The sequence below is a fragment of the Arthrobacter sp. H41 genome, assembly GCF_000520535.1.
GTDB lineage: Bacteria > Actinomycetota > Actinomycetes > Actinomycetales > Micrococcaceae > Arthrobacter_D.
Genome location: NZ_KI914781.1, coordinates 17,122 through 31,660 on the forward strand (window position 1 = coordinate 17,122; position 14,539 = coordinate 31,660).

Genomic DNA, 14,539 nt, shown 5'->3' on the forward strand with positions numbered 1-14,539 from the left:
TCGACGAGCCCCGCAACCGAACGGCGAACCAGCCGACCGTACCCGAAGCGTCGACCAGCCGAAATACCGAGCTCTCGCCGTCGCGGAAGAGGGGGAGTGCATCCTGCACGGAAGGATCCCCGAGAACGCCGTCGCCGAGGGACTCCGCCGAGGCCTCGAGGGCGGGCATCAGGACATCGGCGGCTGAGACCAGCGGAGAATCGGTTCCGGCCGCGGCGGCCAGTGGGTGGGTGTCCACGAGCACGACGGCGAGATCGGCCGACGACGTACCGACGAAGGACACGGCAACGGCCTGGGCCGCGCGTTCCGCCGGGACCTCCGAACCGGCGCAGGGCATCGGGGTGACCGTGCCCGGGAGTGGGAGTTTGGCGGCGAGCGCGGTGGCGGCGGTACTGACGGCGGTAACGGTGGCGGTGTTCATGCTGGGTTCTCCTCGGTGGTGACGACTACGCAGGCCAGGCGGGATCCGTTGGACCCCATGGCGGCATGGCCGAGCCGCTGCCCATTGACGGCGAGCTCGAGCGGACGGTGCTGGGGGTGTGGCAGCTTCAGGACATCCCCGACGGCGAGATCCAGGATCCGCGACGGCAGCACCTTCAGGGGCGCCAGCTGCAGCGCGAGATCCAGGGGAACGTTCATTACCTGCTGCTCCATGAGTTCGCGGGAGTTCTCGCCCGGCGACGTGGGGTTGGCTTCACCCAGCTGGGCCAGCAGGAGCTGCGCCGGCATGGCGACGGTCGCGGGGCAGGTCCGCTCGCCCACCCGGATCTCGAACGTCGCGACGATCATGAGCTCGCTCGGCCCTGCGGCCTGGGCGAACTGGGAGTTGTACTGGATCGAATCGATGGCGAGCTGGCGCGTCAGGACCGGGCCCAGGGAGTAGTGGAGCCCCTCGAGCGCGTCCTCCATGAGCCGGCGGATGAGCCCCTGCTCGATCTGCGTGAACTTCCGCTCGGTCAGGGTCCCCGTTCCATGGCCGCCGAGCATCGAATCCACCCAGAACAGACCGGCTGACGCGGGGAACTGGATGACGGCCTTGTTCCTGGAATCAGCAATCGAGCAGAGCACCATCGCTGTGGTGTGCGGGAGGGACGCCGCGTATTCGTTGTAGGTCTGCATGAGCACCTGCTCGCTGGTGACCTGGGAGATCACGCGGACCTTGGCGGTCAGCTGGGTGCCCCACTGGCGCGCGAGCGTCTCGAAGGCGACCTCGAGCACACGCGAATGTTCGCGGGCAAGAGTGGTCGGCCGACCGAAATCATAGATATCAGCCGTTTTGGGCAGCCCTGCGGGCACGCCAATAGCAAGTTGTTCCTGGACCGTCACAACTGCAACTATCGGCACACTGGTAACAGAAGTAAGGAGCCGGTGCAGGGCAATCCCTCAGCACCATTCCGGAGGCTAACCGCCCGCGGCGATCCCGGGGATCAGTTCGCGGACTTCCTCCGGCTGGTCCGAGTGCACCACGATGTCGACGCGGCGGTTCAACTCCAGCTCGGGCTCCGTGGTCCCGGTGGCCAGGGGCCGTGATTCACCGAAACCGACGGCGGAGATACGCGGGGCAGGAACCCCGCCGCGCTCGACGAGGTGACGCAGCACGTTGACCGACCGCTGGGAGGAAAGCTCCCAGTCGAGCGGGTATTCGAAGGATTCCGGCAGCTTGGCCGTATGTCCCTCCACCCCTACTTCATTGGGGATCGGGACCAGTACCGGGCCCACGGTATCGAGCACCAGCCGCGTCTGGTCGGTCAGCTCGGCGCGGTCGGGCAGGAAGAAGGTCTCGGAACTGACGAGCCGGATGGTGAGGCCGCGTTCATCGATCACGTAACGGACTGCCTCGGCAAGGTTCCTCTCCCGCAGGCCGGCATCGATCTGTTCCTGCAGCGCCCGGAGGTTGTCCACTTCAGCCTGGGCGGCGGCAAGGTCGGCGGCATCCGCGGCCTCGATCTCGGCAGGCGGCGGCTGCTGGTCGTCTGTGGCACCCGGGTCGGGAAGGTCGGCCGGGGGCGGGACTTCACCCGGAGCGGGCGGCTCGGGTCCGATCAGCTCGGCGCCTCCGGCGAAGGACTCACCCTCGGCGTTTGCCATGTCGGCGGGCACCACCGTGCCCTCTGCAGTATCCACTGTGGCCGTCTCCACCGCTCCGAACCCCGTGGCGAGTGAGGTACGGAGCTGCTCGAATTTCTTCTGGTCCACCGTGGACATCGCGTACAGCACAATGAACATGCACATCAGCACGGTGACCATATCCATGTAGGAAGCCATCCAGCGCTCGTCCGGATGCTCCTCGCCGTGGTCGCCGGAGCCGCGCCTGCTCCGGGAACGCTTGGTCACGCCGCGGCCTTGCCCTGATCGGCCTTGCCCTTGGCCGCCTTGCTCTTAGCCGCCTCACCCGGGGCGGCCTTACCCTGGCCTGTCTTTCCCTGGGCATGAGCCGGCACCATGGCACGGAGCCGTTCCCCCAGCAGCCGTGGCTGGCTGCCGGCCTGGACCGCGAGGACACCCTCCATGAGGAGGGTCATGCGGTCGGTCTCGAGGTCACCGAGCCTTTTGAGCCGCGTGCCGATCGGCAGCCACAGGAAGTTCGCGGACAGCAGTCCCCACAGCGTTGCGACGAAGGCGGTCGCGATCATGGGGCCGAGGGTGTCCGGACTCGACAGGTTCTCGAGGACGTGCGTCAGTGACACCACGGTGCCGATGATCCCGACGGTGGGCGCATAGCCGCCGAGGCTCGCGAAGAATTTCGATGCCGTGCGATGCGTCTGCGCCGTCGTCTCGATTTCGTCCTCGAGCATGACGCGCAGCTCTTCCCCGTCGGTGCCGTCGGCAATATTCTGCAGGGCTCCGCGGAGGAACGGATCCTTGACGTCCCCGGCATCTTCCTCGAGCGACAGGAGTCCCTTGCTGCGGGCCTTTTCCGCAAGGACCACCACGCTGTCGATGATCTGCTGTGGAGGGGTGGTCTTGCCGAGGAAAGCCCGGGGCAGCGCCTTGACGGCGATGATGAAGTCCTTGAGCGTGCCGCCGGCGATCCCGATGGCGATGGTCGCCCCGAAGACCAGCACCATGGGAGCGGGCAGCAGGATCGCCTCGACATGGGCGCCCTCGAGCTTGATCATCGCGTACAGCGCACCGAACGCAACGAAGATTCCTATAAGTGTCGCGGGATCCATTATGGGTTCCTTGGTCGCAGCGGGACGGGGTGGGCGTCACCGGAACCGCCAGGGGTGCCGGAGCCGCCGTCGGGGTCCGGGACGTCGTCGAAGTTCGGGACCAGGCCCAGCTGCGGGTGGTGCTGGGGCGTCTCAGGAAGATCCCGGGCAAGCCGGATGACGTGCGCGCGGTAGGAGGCGATCATCGAGATGACCTCGTCCAGGGGCTCGGTGACGATGTACTTGGCGCCGTCGACCATCACGAGCGTGGTGTCCGGGTTGGAGTGGATGCGCTCAATGAGGTCAGGGTTCACCGCGAATCGGCTGTCATTGAGCCGGGTCACCACAATCATGCGCACGTCCTGGGGTTGGGAAGCCCTGGGCGGCGCTTCTTTCCCTACTGTCGGCAGGCACCTCTCGACCGTAAGTTCCTCAAAACCCTGTGCACAGGGGAATCCGCTGCCGACCATCTGTCGGCCCTCTGACTTCGAATAGCGTAGGTATACATCCGCCGGGAGGGTGGGCCTTCGCGGTCCCCTCGTTCATCAAAGGAGCACCATGCCTTTCATCAGCGCCGATACGTCGACCAACGGTCAAGCCGTTGAGCTTTACTACGAGGATTTCGGGGCAGGCAAGCCCGTAGTCCTGATCCACGGCTGGCCCCTCAGCGGCCGTTCCTGGGAAGGCCAGGTTCCTGACCTGGTCGAGGCCGGATACCGGGTCATCACCTACGATCGCCGGGGATTCGGGAAGTCCTCCCAACCATGGTCCGGATACGACTACGACACCTTCGCAGCTGACCTGAAAGCATTGCTCGACGAACTCGATCTGAGGGAGGTCACACTCGTCGGTTTCTCCATGGGCGGCGGGGAACTGGCCCGGTACGTCGGGACCTATGGAAGCGACCGGATCTCGAAGCTCGTCTTCGCCAGCGCAATCACCCCCTACCTCTGGAAGTCCGAGGACAACCCCGAGGGAGGGGTCGACCAGAAGCTGGCGGACTGGTTCGGGAACGGGCTCACCAGTGACCGTCCGGCGTTCCTGAAGGAATTCCTCACCATGTTCTTCACGGCCGGGAAGCCTTCCCTGTTGAACAAGCCGAACGTCAGCGACGAGCAGATCGCATACAACCTGGACATCGCCGAAGCAGCCTCTCCCAAGGGAACGCTGGATTCGACGGCGGCGTTCGCGACGACCGATTTCCGTTCCGATCTGGCGAAAATCACGGTGCCCACGCTCGTGATCCACGGGGATTCCGACACGATCGTTCCCTTCGAGGTCAGCGGTAAGCGCACCGCCAACGCGGTGGCCCGCAGCCAGACCGTCGTGGTCAAGGACGCACCGCACGGCCTGACAGTGACGCACAAGGAGGAATGGAACAGGCACCTGCTGGAATTCCTCGCCCAGTAGCGCACCTGCGCCCGGTCGGGCGGGATGTATCCAACTTGCTGGATGCAACCCGCCCGGGATCAGGGTGCCCGGAAGGTTTGCTGCCTCGCTGGGTGGTTTGCGGGCGACATCGAAACTGGCCTTCGTCCTGCACGCCGACCGAATATCGGTGCCGCGGTAAATGGAACAGGCGCCCTCGGAATACCCGTTGACTCAGTGCCCGGGGTAGCCGCCGTCACCCTTGTCTTCAATGGCCGCCAAGGCTTCTTGAGCAACAGTGATGTAGTTCTCACGGTCACCTGACAGCGGGATTGACAGTTCGCAGTACTGGGCAAAGGCCACATCCACCACGTCTTCTGGCTGGTCCAGGCCCAGCTTCTTGGCCAGGTAACCAATATCCGGAATGTCCCGGTCCCTTTCGGCTGCGACTTTCATCGCCAAAAGCGTGACGTCGCTCGCGATACTGGCATCTAGCCCCTCCCCCAACTCGACTTCAACCCAACGGGCGCCGTCCGGGATGAATGCCTTCGCGTTGTCGTTCAACCACTCATGGGGCAGTGACATGTCTTCTGCCATCTTCGCCGCCACCCTGTCTACCTCCGATTTGGGAGCGTAGGAAGCGTCGATGTCGGCCGTGGTGCGCCTGCGGGAGCCCGAGAACATCACAGCCGCACCCCCCACCAGTCGAAGCTCGCCCAGAACACCTTCTGCGGCGGGCCTTCGGCCCAGCTCTGCCAAGAGACCCCTGACGGCGAACAGGTCGAATTCATGACGGTCAGTCACGCGCTAGTCAATGATCTTGCCCGCAGAAAGATACCAACCCGGGCAAGTTCTGGCGGGGTTTCACGCTTGGTGAGGGCGAGGTACGCACCAGTAGTGGTTCTGAAGTCGTAGGGAAACCATTCAGTGGCCAATGGAGCCGTGTTCGTCCACGCGGGCCGAGTAACCCCCGCCAGGCGCAGCGCATATCCGATCGCTGCGGCAAGGAGCTTGTCCCACTTGGCTTCCTTCAGGTTTGGGGGCTTGCGAAGCCGTCCCGGGTGCTCGCAGCTGACGATGGCCGTGACGGTGTTACCGAGGATGCGGAGGGCGAACTCCGGATCTCCCTTGCCCAGCTCGCGACGGATCGTGCGTGCTGCTTCATCGATGAGAGCCTGCAGCGGTGACGGTACAGGTTCCGGTTCGGGTGTGGATCGGAGGGAGCACCCGGCGGCCTGCATGAGCTGCAGCGCTTTGCCTAACTCGGCGCGGTCATGGCCGGCTTCGAATTCAGCAACGAACTTGCGGGACACCCCCGCCTCGGCAGCGAGTTGTCCCTGTGTGAGGCCGCGGCGCGTCCGCAGCTCCTTGACCTGGCGGCCAGCGTCGGATGCAGTGTCGATGGTGTCCATGCGTTCCCTCCTGAGTATGCACATTGTGATACCGCTCGGTTACCTTCGAAAGTGCCTCCCCTGCCGCAGGCATTGCTCTGCAGGCTCGGGCGGGGGCACAAGCGACAGCCGTGTTCCGATGGTGACCCCGGGCGAGAGCCGCCCGGGGTCGTGCAGTAGACAGCAAGTTCTTCGAGGATCTAGCGCTTGAGGTTGGAGAGTTCCTGCAGGACCTCGTCCGACGTCGTGATGATGCGCGCATTGGCCTGGAAGCCGCGCTGGGCCACGATCAGGTTGGTGAATTCCTGCGAGAGGTCCACGTTGGACATTTCGAGGGTTCCGGCGTCGAGTGATCCGAGACCATTGGTTCCCGCGGCGCCCACATCCGCCGCGCCCGAGTTGGCAGTGGCGCGATAGGAGGAGCCCCCTGCCTTTTCCAGTCCGGCCGGGTTGACGAAACCGGCGAGTGCCACCCGGCCCAGGGGCTGGCGGTTGCCGTTGCTGAAGGAACCGATCAGGGTTCCGTTTGCTCCCACGGTGAATGATTCGAGGGTGCCGGCGGCCCGTCCATTGCTCTCGGAGACGGAGACGCTTGAGACCGCTGCGTAACCCGTCACGGTATCGAGCGCGACGGCGACACCGCCCACGGTGATGGCCGCCCCCGGCTGTGCCTGCCCGTTGGCGAACGTCAGCGAGCTCGTGCCGGTCTGTCCGGCACCGTCCGTTCCCGCCACGTCCCAGCCGGCTCCGGTGCGAGTGAAGGTCAGCGTCAGGGTCCGCGCCGTACCGTCCGCGGCGTAGACCGTCCTGTCCTGGGCGATCACAGCACCGGCCGCCGCGTCCGCCGGCAGGTTACCCGTGACGCGGGCCGTGGTGGTGGCCTCAGCGGGGGACACTGCTCCGCGGGGAAGCTGCAGGTCCTGAAGGCCTCCACCCTCCTGGACCTGGCCGTTGACCGCCGGCCAGCCCTGCACCCGGGAACCGTCCGGGGTGACCAGTCGACCCTCGGCATCGGGGCTGAAGGCACCGGCCCGCGTGTACAGGGTTTCGTTGCCCAACTGCGTGATGAAGAATCCGTCGCCCGAGATCATCATGTCGGTGGAGCGTCCGGTGGCCTGGGAGGAGCCCTGCGCGAAGTTCGTGATAATTCCTGCAACTTGCACACCGAGCCCCACCTGCGCGGGGTTGGTTCCACCGAGGGCCTCCTGGGGAGCTCCTGCGCCCTGGGTGAGCTGGGACAGGGTGTCCTGGAACTGCGTGGCCGATGCCTTGAACCCTGTTGTATTGACGTTGGCGATGTTGTTGCCAGTGACGTCCAGCATGGTCTGGTGCGAGCGGAGGCCGGAGATTCCCGAGTACAGGGAGCGAAGCATGGTGGTGCCTTTCTGTCGGAAGTGCGCTGAAGACGTTAGATGAGGACTGTCTGCTGGTCGGTGCCACCCGATTCGGAGTTCGGCGAAATGGCCGCCGTCTGGGTTCCCACACCCAGGATCAGGTCGAGTGCAATGGCTTTTCCGCCGATCGTCACCGTGGGGACCGGGCCACTGTAGGAGACGGCGGTAGCGAGCCCGGTGGTCGTGGCGCCGTCGGGCCCTGCATAGGTGACGTCACTTCCCAATAGCGCAGCGGCCGAGGACCGCATCTGGAGGTGGAAGTTCTCCTCGCTCAGGCCGGTCATCTCGGTGATTTTCTCCATCATGGCCAGCTGGGTGGTCTGCGAAATCATTTGGTTGGTGTCCATGGGAGCGCTGGGGTCCTGGTTGCGGAGCTGGCTCACCAGCAGGGACATGAACACCTCGGAATCCATGGACTGCTTCGGCTCGCGCGCAGCAGCAGGCCGGAAGGAGGTGGCGGTGGGGGCTATCGGGTCAATGGGCACGTCAGGTGATTTCCGTTTCTCGTTCAGGCCAGCAGGTCAAGGGTTCGGGACCCGTCGAGGCGCACTGTGGAGGGAGAGCTCCAGTGCGGTTCAAGGGGTTGCGGTTTGTCCTCGGGGAGCGTTTCCGCGTATGCGGCGGGAGCCCGTTCCGGGGAGTCGCCTGCATCCTCGGGGGTCCTTCCCCCGAGATCCAGCGAAGCGCCGAGCCCGACGGCGGTAGCCTCACGCCGCAGGTCGGGAAGGGCTGCGCGCACTGCTTCCCTTCCCATCTCGGTGGCGGAGAACAGCTCGATCCGCATGCCGTCAGGGGTGACGTGCGCGCGGACGGTGACGGGTCCCAGATCCTCCGGCGCAATCCGCACCGTGATGGTGTGCGAGCCCTGCCCGGCGGCGGCCAGCGAGAAGACCGGCGTCGACAGCTGCGCGTGGACCGACGGGTGCTGCGCAGGGACCATCACGGGGTTGGCCGGAACAGGTGCCGCCGAAGGAGCGGGCGCCGCGGTCGATGGACTATTGGCTGGCGGCGCTGCCGGCGCTTGCGGCATGGCGAGTGCGGCCGACGGCGTGGCCGGCGTTGCGTCGGCGGGTGCGGCCGGCGCGGCCGAAACCGCATCGGACGTGGCGGCAGGCGTGGCGGCTGGTAGCTCGGTCGGCGTCCTGAGCATGGCGTTCGGCCCGGAGGAACCAGCGGGTGGTGCTGGCAGTGCCACCTTTGTTGCCGAGGTGGCACTGGTCTCCGATCCGGCTGGTGCAGCCACCAATTGGATGACCGGAGCAGCCTGGGAAACTGATCTGGGCGAGGGAACCGGAGCACCTTGCGTGGACGCGATGCCGGGCTGCACAGCGGAGGGAGCTGGCGACGACGCGGCAGACGCAGGGTTCTCACCGGGCGATTCGGGGGCTGCAGCGGCGCCTGGTGGGGCGTCATCCGCAGGCAGGGCACCCGGTTCTACGAGCGCAGTTCCGGCCGCGCTCGGAGAGGAAGCCGGCGTCTTCAGGGACGTATCGGCGGCCGTTCCGGCCTGCTCGACGATGGCCGGCTCCAGCATCCCCTCGGGTACGGCGTCGCCCTCGGGTGGGGAGGACGGATCCACGGTGCCTGGGAGGTCGGCAGCTGGTTGCATGGCAACCAGGTCCGGTGCCGGAAAGGGCACTCCGGCATCGGATTGAGCGACGGGAGCCGGAAGCGGCACCGCGGAAGCGGTTCCAGGCACAAGCGATGCAGTAGATGGAAGTGATGCAGCGGGCGCGGGCATGTCGCCGGGCGCACCGGGCAGCCCCGCCGCACCGGGCAGCCCAGCCGCACCGGCCTGCCCGCCCTGCGGAAGTGAGTGCCCCTGCTCGGTGACCTGCCCGGCGAGCAGGTTTCCGAACACAGCGGCGCCACCGGGCCGGTCCTTCGGAACGCTGGAAGCGCTCACTGAAGCCGACGACAGTAGCTGCTGGACGGCAGTCACAGGCTTCTCCCGGACACGAAGGCCGCCTGGGCTGCGGAGGCCAGCCCTTCAGGCGCAGTGCTTGCTGCAGCCCCGGCCGGTTCGGCGGGAACGACGCGCCGGATGGTCGTCAGGTTCGCGTCCGTTTCCCACAGGTCCCGCACGGCCACTGTCTTTCCGGGCTGGGGCGCGTCGATCGCCTGGTTACCACCGAGGTACATCGACACGTGCCCTCCGGAAAGGCTGAACAGCAGGTCGCCCGGCTGCGCTTCGGCCAGGGAGTCCACCTTGATTCCGGAGTTCATCTGGTCCCAGGTCACACGGGGCAGCTCGATGCCGATGTCCGCGTAGGCGCGCTGCACGAAACCCGAACAGTCAAGGCCCGACGCCGGATCGGTGCCGCCCCAGACGTACGGCACGCCCTGGTATTTCTTGGCGGCCTCGACCACCTGCGCGGCGGCTCCCGACACAGCAGTGCTGCCCGTACCGGTCTCGGCCACCGGCGCCACGGCCGGCGGGACACCGAAAAGCGCGGCAGGATCGGGAGCGCGGCCGGCGCCGGTCGCGGCCAGCACCTCGGCGAACATCCCCGCAGGGGACGCCGGAGCTGCGGGAGAAGCAGTTGTTTTGCCCGCCACAGCGGTCGACATCGCAGCACCCCCGGCAGTGGACCCGGTAGGTGGCGTTCCCAGAACGGCTGCTGCACGGGGTGCCGCGAGCATGGTCAGGGTGGACTGGATCTGCTGGATCCGCCCTACGCTGTCGGTCATCGTCATGGCTGCGCGCTTCCCCGTCGTCGTTCCCAGCCGGCCGCAGCGAGCTCGTCGAGCACTTTCTGCTCGGCGGAGATCGCCTCGGCCTCGGCCGCCGTGGCATGCCGGTTCTCCAGCTTCTCCAGCCCCACGGTCTTCGCCCGGGCCTCCCGGTACTCGGTCTGGGCCGAGTCCTGTTCCTGCCGGTGCAGGGCATCGAGGGCCTCGAGGTCCGAGAGCATGCTGCGCGCAGAGGCACGCGCAGCGGCGACGGCGTACAGCGAGATCGAATCGCCGACGTCGTTCCCGGTCCCCTCCAGGGCCGAGGCAGCCCGGTCCCGGTTCTCCCTCGTCTGGGCAAGACGTGCGTTGGCGGTCGCGAGCTTGCCCGCCGCCTGGTCCTGGTTCAACTGGCGCAGGCGCAGCAGGCCTGCAAGGGGGAAGTTCTGTGCCATCAGAGTCCTTTCCAACCGGAGGTGATGCGGAACAGGTGGTCCCAGGCGGCGCTGAACGGCGTCAGCTCGTCCATGCGCTGCTGGAGAAAGGCGTTGATCGCTGCCTCGTTGTCCATCGCGGCGTCCACCAGCGGGTTGGAGCCGCGGTGGTAGGCGCCCACGTCGATGAGGTCCTGCGCTGCCCGGCGGGCCGCGAGCACTTTCCGCAGCAAAGAGGCCGATGCCGAGTTGGCCGGCGTGTTGACGCGCGAGGCCACCCGGGAGATCGATGCCAGCGGGTCGATCGAGGGAAAATGCCCGGCGACGGCGAGTTTGCGGTCGAGCACCACGTGACCGTCGAGGATGGACCGTGCGGCGTCGGCGATCGGCTCGTTGTGGTCGTCGCCGTCCACCAGCACTGTGTACATGCCGGTGACGGAGCCGCGGGTCCCGGTACCTGCGCGCTCGAGCAGTTGCGCGAGCAGCGAGAAGGTGGACGGCGGGTAGCCGCGTGTCGCGGGTGGTTCGCCGACACTGAGGCCGATCTCCCGCTGCGCCATCGCCACGCGGGTCAGCGAGTCCATCATCAGCATGACGTCGGCGCCGTCGTCGCGGAACGCCTCAGCGATCCGGGTCGCCACGAACGCGGCCCGCAGCCTCATCAGTGCGGGCTCGTCCGACGTCGAGACCACCACGATGGAGCGGGCGAGGCCCTCCGCACCGAGATCCTCCTCGATGAATTCCCGTACTTCACGGCCGCGCTCCCCCACGAGCGCGATGACCGATACCCCGGCGTCGGTCCCGCGGGCGATCATCGACAGGAGGGACGACTTGCCCACCCCCGATCCCGCGAACAAGCCCATGCGCTGGCCGCGTCCCACAGTGGTGAGCGTGTCGAGGACGCGCACGCCGAGCTGGAGCGGTTCGCTGATCCGCGTTCGCTGGAGCGCAGGCGGTGCCGCGTTGCCGAGGGGCACGGAGGTGACCCCGGTAAGGGGTCCTTTCCCGTCGATCGGCCGTCCCAGCCCGTCGACGACGCGCCCCAGCAGGGCCGCTCCCGTAGGTACGAGCAGGGGCGAGCCGTGGGCGCGTACGGGCGTTCCCGCATGCACCCCGGTGAGGTGGCCGAAAGGCATGCACCGCAGGCCGGTGCGCGACGCCGCCACGACCTCCGCGCCGACGCCCGGCGCCTCACCGATCGTCACGAGGTCACCGATGGCGCAGTCGAGGCCCACGATGTCCACGCCGAGTCCCACGATCGAGGACACCATGCCGAGCCGCTGCGGGCGTGCCGCGGCAGCAGCGAGCCCGAATTCCTGGCGCAGGCGCGTCAGCGTGCTCATCGGCGGCTCTCCGTCAGGGAATGATCCGCCCGGTGTCGATCCGACACACCGGCGTCGACCTGCAGCACAGCGCGGGCCCGCCCGAGCGACGTGCTGATGCGCGCGTCCAGATAGCCGTCGGAGCAGTCGGCGACGGCGTCACCGGGTGTGAGGTTTCGGTCTGCGAGCAGCTCCACCCCGGCCTGGGCACGATACCCGGCTCCCAGAGCCTCGAGGTCGGTGGGATGCAGGCGCACGGCGCGGACGTCGTCGCCGTCGGAAAGGGACAGCGCACGCTCGACGGCGGCACGCGCCGACCCAGCGGAGTCCTCGAGCATGCGCCCGGTGATCGCTTCGACGAGCTCGAAGGCACCTGCGGCGAGGAGTGCCCGCGCCTCCGCCAGCGCCGGAGCAGTTCTTGCGTCGAGTGCACGCGCGGCAGCTGCGAGGACCTCGAGCTGACGCGCCGTCGCGAGCTGGTTCCCGTGCACGAGCGCCGCGTAGTCGGCGTCGAGCCGTTCCCTGCGCTCTCCCAGCTCCAGTGCCGCGAGCCGGAGGCCCTCGGCGTAACCGGCGGCGTGTCCGCGGGCGGTGGCCGTCGCCCGGGCACTGTTCTGGCCGCCCGCCAGGACGGGGAAGACCGCCCTCGAGAAAGTTGCGTCAGTCGACATACTCGTCCTCGTCCCCGCGCTGGATGGTGATGGTGCCCTGGGCCTCGAGGTCCCGGATGGCACGGACCACCGCGGCGCGCGCTTCCTCGACCTGCGAGACGCGGACCGGGCCGACGGCGCGGATCTCGTCGTCGAGCAGCTCGCGGTTGCGCTCGGACACGTTGCTCCGGATCACGGTGATCACCGCCTCGGCGGCACCCTTCATGGCGAGCGCGAGTACCGCCGCCTCGATACCGCGCAGCACCTGCTGCACGTCGCGGCGCTCGAGGTTGACGATGTCGGCGAAGGTGAGCATGCGGGCACGCACCTCGTCGGCAAGGCCGGGATCCCGCTCCTGCAGGCTCTCGAGGAGTTCACGCTCGGTACTGACGTCGGCCCGGTTGATGATGTCGACCAGGGGCTGGATGCCGCCGATGGCCGAGCCTCCCAGATGCGGCGAAGCAACGGCGCCGGCCCGGCTCTTGATCGATTCGGCCACCACCGATACCGCCTCCGGCGTCGCCGATCCCATGGTGGCGATGCACTGGGCGACGTCGGTGCGCAGCGGCGGGTTCAGCCCGGTCATCACGGCTGAGGCACGCTCGGGCCCCAGGTGCGCGAGGACGAGCGCGATGGTCTGGGGCAGCTCGCCGTCGAGCAGCGCCTGGATCTGCCCGGACTCGACGGTTTCGAGGAATTCGAAGGATTTTCCCGCGGCTGAGGACGCGACCCGCCCCATGAGTCCGGCGGCACGCTCGGCGCCGAAGGACGATTCGAGCAGGCCGATGGCGATGTCGTGCCCCCCGCGCGTCCGGCGTCGTCCGCTCGTGCTGAGTTCATGGAACTCGTTGAGTGCCTGCTCGGCGACTGCCGCGTCCACGCGCCGCAGCTTCACGATCTCCGCGACGATCTCCTCGGCCTCGGCGTCGTTGAACTGCTTGAGCACGTCGGAGGCGCGCTCCTGGTCCATCTGCATCAGCACCATGGCGGCCTTCTGCGTTCCGGTCAGGGTGAGGGGAGGACCCGGCGTCATACGCTTTGCCTGTCATCCATCATGCTGCGGAGGTACTCGGCCGCTTTGGCCGGATCCTGCGCGGCCATCGCATCGATATCGGCGCGCATGCGGTCGAGGTCGGAGACCGCCGGAAGCGCGCTCTGGAGAACGGCAAGGTCGATCGACGACGTGTCCGGAGCCGGCTCCACCATGGTCATGAACCCTGTGGCGTCTCCCAGTGCCGGGGCTGCGGGACCGCCCAGAGCGGGTGACATTCCCTGCAGTTCGCCAAGATCCAGCGGCTCGCGCTTCTGGCGGCTGGATCGGCGCGCGTAGATGATCAGGGCGACGATGGCGATGAGCAGGATCGCCGCAACGATCGATGCCGTCCGCAGCAGCTCAGCGCGTTGTGCCGCCTCCGCGGCCTCGGCCTCCGCGGCCAGGGCCTCCGCGGCCTCCGCAGCACCGGCGTCGTTGAAGGCCAGCACTTCGAGCGTCACGACGTCGCCGCGTGCGACGTTGATGCCGGCAGCACTCGAGACCAGCTCGGTCAGTGCGGCGAGGTCCATGTTCGCCGAGGCCACCTGGTCCAGGGCCACGGAGACCGTCTGCCGGTTGAGTGCGCCCGCCGGGATCAGCCGGGATTCGGTGGTCTTGTTGATGGCATTGTTGCGGGTGGCGGACTCGGAGTTGAAGGTTCCCTCGCCTTCTTCCCCTTCGGGGACCGCGATGTTGTCGGGGCCGAGGATTCCCGCACCGTTTCCGCCGGCACCCTCATAGGCCTCGGTGGTGATGGATTCGTTGAGCGCAGGAGCGTTTTCCGGTGCGGTGAACACTTCGTCGACGCGCTCGGCGGATTCGTGGTTGACATCGGCAGCAACGGCCACGGTGGCGTTGCCGGGGCCCACCACGCGGTCGAGCATGGTCTGCACCGAGGCCTGGATGCGCTGCTCGTAGTCGGTGGCCTGCTGATCGGTTCCGCCCGTGGCACCGACGCCGACAGCCGAGAGGACCCGGCCCTGTGCGTCGATGACAGCGACGTTCGCAGCGTCCATCCGGTCGATCGAGGCGGAGGTGAGGTGCGTGATCGCCTGGACCTGGTCGGTGGACAGCGTCACGCCGGGGTTGGTCTCGACGAAGACCGACGCCGTCGGCTCGCCC

General features: G+C 67.4%; 16 protein-coding genes and 1 pseudogene. 1 reads left to right on the forward strand and 16 read right to left on the reverse strand.

Translation table 11 applies throughout. From position 1 onward, the window contains the following. The 5 genes and pseudogenes from Y705_RS22235 to Y705_RS0106350 all read right to left on the reverse strand — a co-directional run. A pseudogene (locus tag Y705_RS22235) lies at positions 1-421 on the reverse strand (flagellar motor switch protein FliN); the annotation flags it as partial. Beyond that, positions 418-1,326 carry a flagellar motor switch protein FliM gene (locus tag Y705_RS0106335; RefSeq protein WP_253908518.1) on the reverse strand — a complete coding sequence of 303 codons (909 nt, stop codon included), beginning with the start codon at positions 1,324-1,326 and terminating at the stop codon, positions 418-420. The pseudogene Y705_RS22235 and the gene Y705_RS0106335, both read right to left, overlap by 4 nt. Positions 1,327-1,401: 75 nt before the next feature. Next, entirely contained in the window at positions 1,402-2,334 is a 933-nt protein-coding gene (locus Y705_RS0106340; protein ID WP_026532245.1) for an OmpA/MotB family protein, read from the reverse strand. After that, positions 2,331-3,173, reverse strand: a complete 843-nt coding sequence (locus Y705_RS0106345) for a motility protein A (RefSeq protein WP_026532246.1) — start codon at positions 3,171-3,173, stop codon at positions 2,331-2,333. The genes Y705_RS0106340 and Y705_RS0106345 overlap by 4 nt, the downstream gene beginning before the upstream one ends. Next, entirely contained in the window at positions 3,173-3,505 is a 333-nt protein-coding gene (locus tag Y705_RS0106350; protein WP_026532247.1) for a flagellar FlbD family protein, read from the reverse strand. Before Y705_RS0106350 ends, Y705_RS0106345 begins: the two co-directional genes overlap by 1 nt. A 205-nt stretch (positions 3,506-3,710) precedes the next feature. Between Y705_RS0106350 and Y705_RS0106355 the strand changes: the two genes are divergently transcribed. After that, positions 3,711-4,562 (forward strand): alpha/beta fold hydrolase, encoded by an 852-nt coding sequence (locus Y705_RS0106355; RefSeq protein ID WP_026532248.1) that lies wholly within the window; start codon positions 3,711-3,713, stop codon positions 4,560-4,562. Between the two features lie 192 nt (positions 4,563-4,754). On the opposite strand, the gene Y705_RS17910 is transcribed toward Y705_RS0106355, so the two are convergent. From Y705_RS17910 to Y705_RS17940, 11 genes are all read right to left on the reverse strand, one after another. After that, a complete protein-coding gene (locus Y705_RS17910) occupies positions 4,755-5,324 on the reverse strand; it encodes a DUF6036 family nucleotidyltransferase (protein WP_049822369.1) in 570 nt (189 codons plus the stop codon). Then, a complete protein-coding gene (locus Y705_RS17915) occupies positions 5,321-5,932 on the reverse strand; it encodes a helix-turn-helix domain-containing protein (protein WP_049822370.1) in 612 nt (203 codons plus the stop codon). Before Y705_RS17915 ends, Y705_RS17910 begins: the two co-directional genes overlap by 4 nt. 179 nt (positions 5,933-6,111) lie before the next feature. Continuing rightward, the gene (locus Y705_RS0106370; RefSeq protein WP_026532249.1) at positions 6,112-7,284 is read right to left on the reverse strand and encodes a flagellar hook protein FlgE; all 1,173 of its coding nucleotides are present in this window, start codon (positions 7,282-7,284) and stop codon (positions 6,112-6,114) included. A 35-nt stretch (positions 7,285-7,319) separates the two neighbouring features. Further along, entirely contained in the window at positions 7,320-7,790 is a 471-nt protein-coding gene (locus Y705_RS17920; RefSeq protein ID WP_049822371.1) for a flagellar hook capping FlgD N-terminal domain-containing protein, read from the reverse strand. 23 nt (positions 7,791-7,813) lie between these two features. Further along, on the reverse strand, positions 7,814-9,211 hold the full coding sequence (locus Y705_RS0106380; RefSeq protein WP_216698755.1) for a flagellar hook-length control protein FliK: 1,398 nt from the start codon (positions 9,209-9,211) through the stop codon (positions 7,814-7,816). Positions 9,212-9,243: 32 nt separating this feature from the next. Continuing rightward, positions 9,244-10,002 (reverse strand): C40 family peptidase, encoded by a 759-nt coding sequence (locus Y705_RS17925; RefSeq protein WP_081737845.1) that lies wholly within the window; start codon positions 10,000-10,002, stop codon positions 9,244-9,246. Then, entirely contained in the window at positions 9,999-10,433 is a 435-nt protein-coding gene (locus tag Y705_RS17930) for a flagellar FliJ family protein (protein WP_049822373.1), read from the reverse strand. The genes Y705_RS17925 and Y705_RS17930 overlap by 4 nt, the downstream gene beginning before the upstream one ends. Further along, a complete protein-coding gene (locus Y705_RS0106395) occupies positions 10,433-11,755 on the reverse strand; it encodes a FliI/YscN family ATPase (RefSeq protein ID WP_026532251.1) in 1,323 nt (440 codons plus the stop codon). Before Y705_RS0106395 ends, Y705_RS17930 begins: the two co-directional genes overlap by 1 nt. Next, positions 11,752-12,405: a FliH/SctL family protein gene (locus Y705_RS17935; protein ID WP_049822374.1), complete on the reverse strand. Its 654-nt coding sequence runs from the start codon at positions 12,403-12,405 to the stop codon at positions 11,752-11,754. Before Y705_RS17935 ends, Y705_RS0106395 begins: the two co-directional genes overlap by 4 nt. Next, positions 12,395-13,417 (reverse strand): flagellar motor switch protein FliG, encoded by a 1,023-nt coding sequence (fliG, locus tag Y705_RS0106405; RefSeq protein WP_026532252.1) that lies wholly within the window; start codon positions 13,415-13,417, stop codon positions 12,395-12,397. The genes Y705_RS17935 and fliG overlap by 11 nt, the downstream gene beginning before the upstream one ends. Beyond that, a partial coding sequence (locus tag Y705_RS17940) for a flagellar M-ring protein FliF C-terminal domain-containing protein (protein WP_049822375.1) occupies positions 13,414-14,539 on the reverse strand: 1,126 nt, incomplete at its 5' end. The genes fliG and Y705_RS17940, both read right to left, overlap by 4 nt.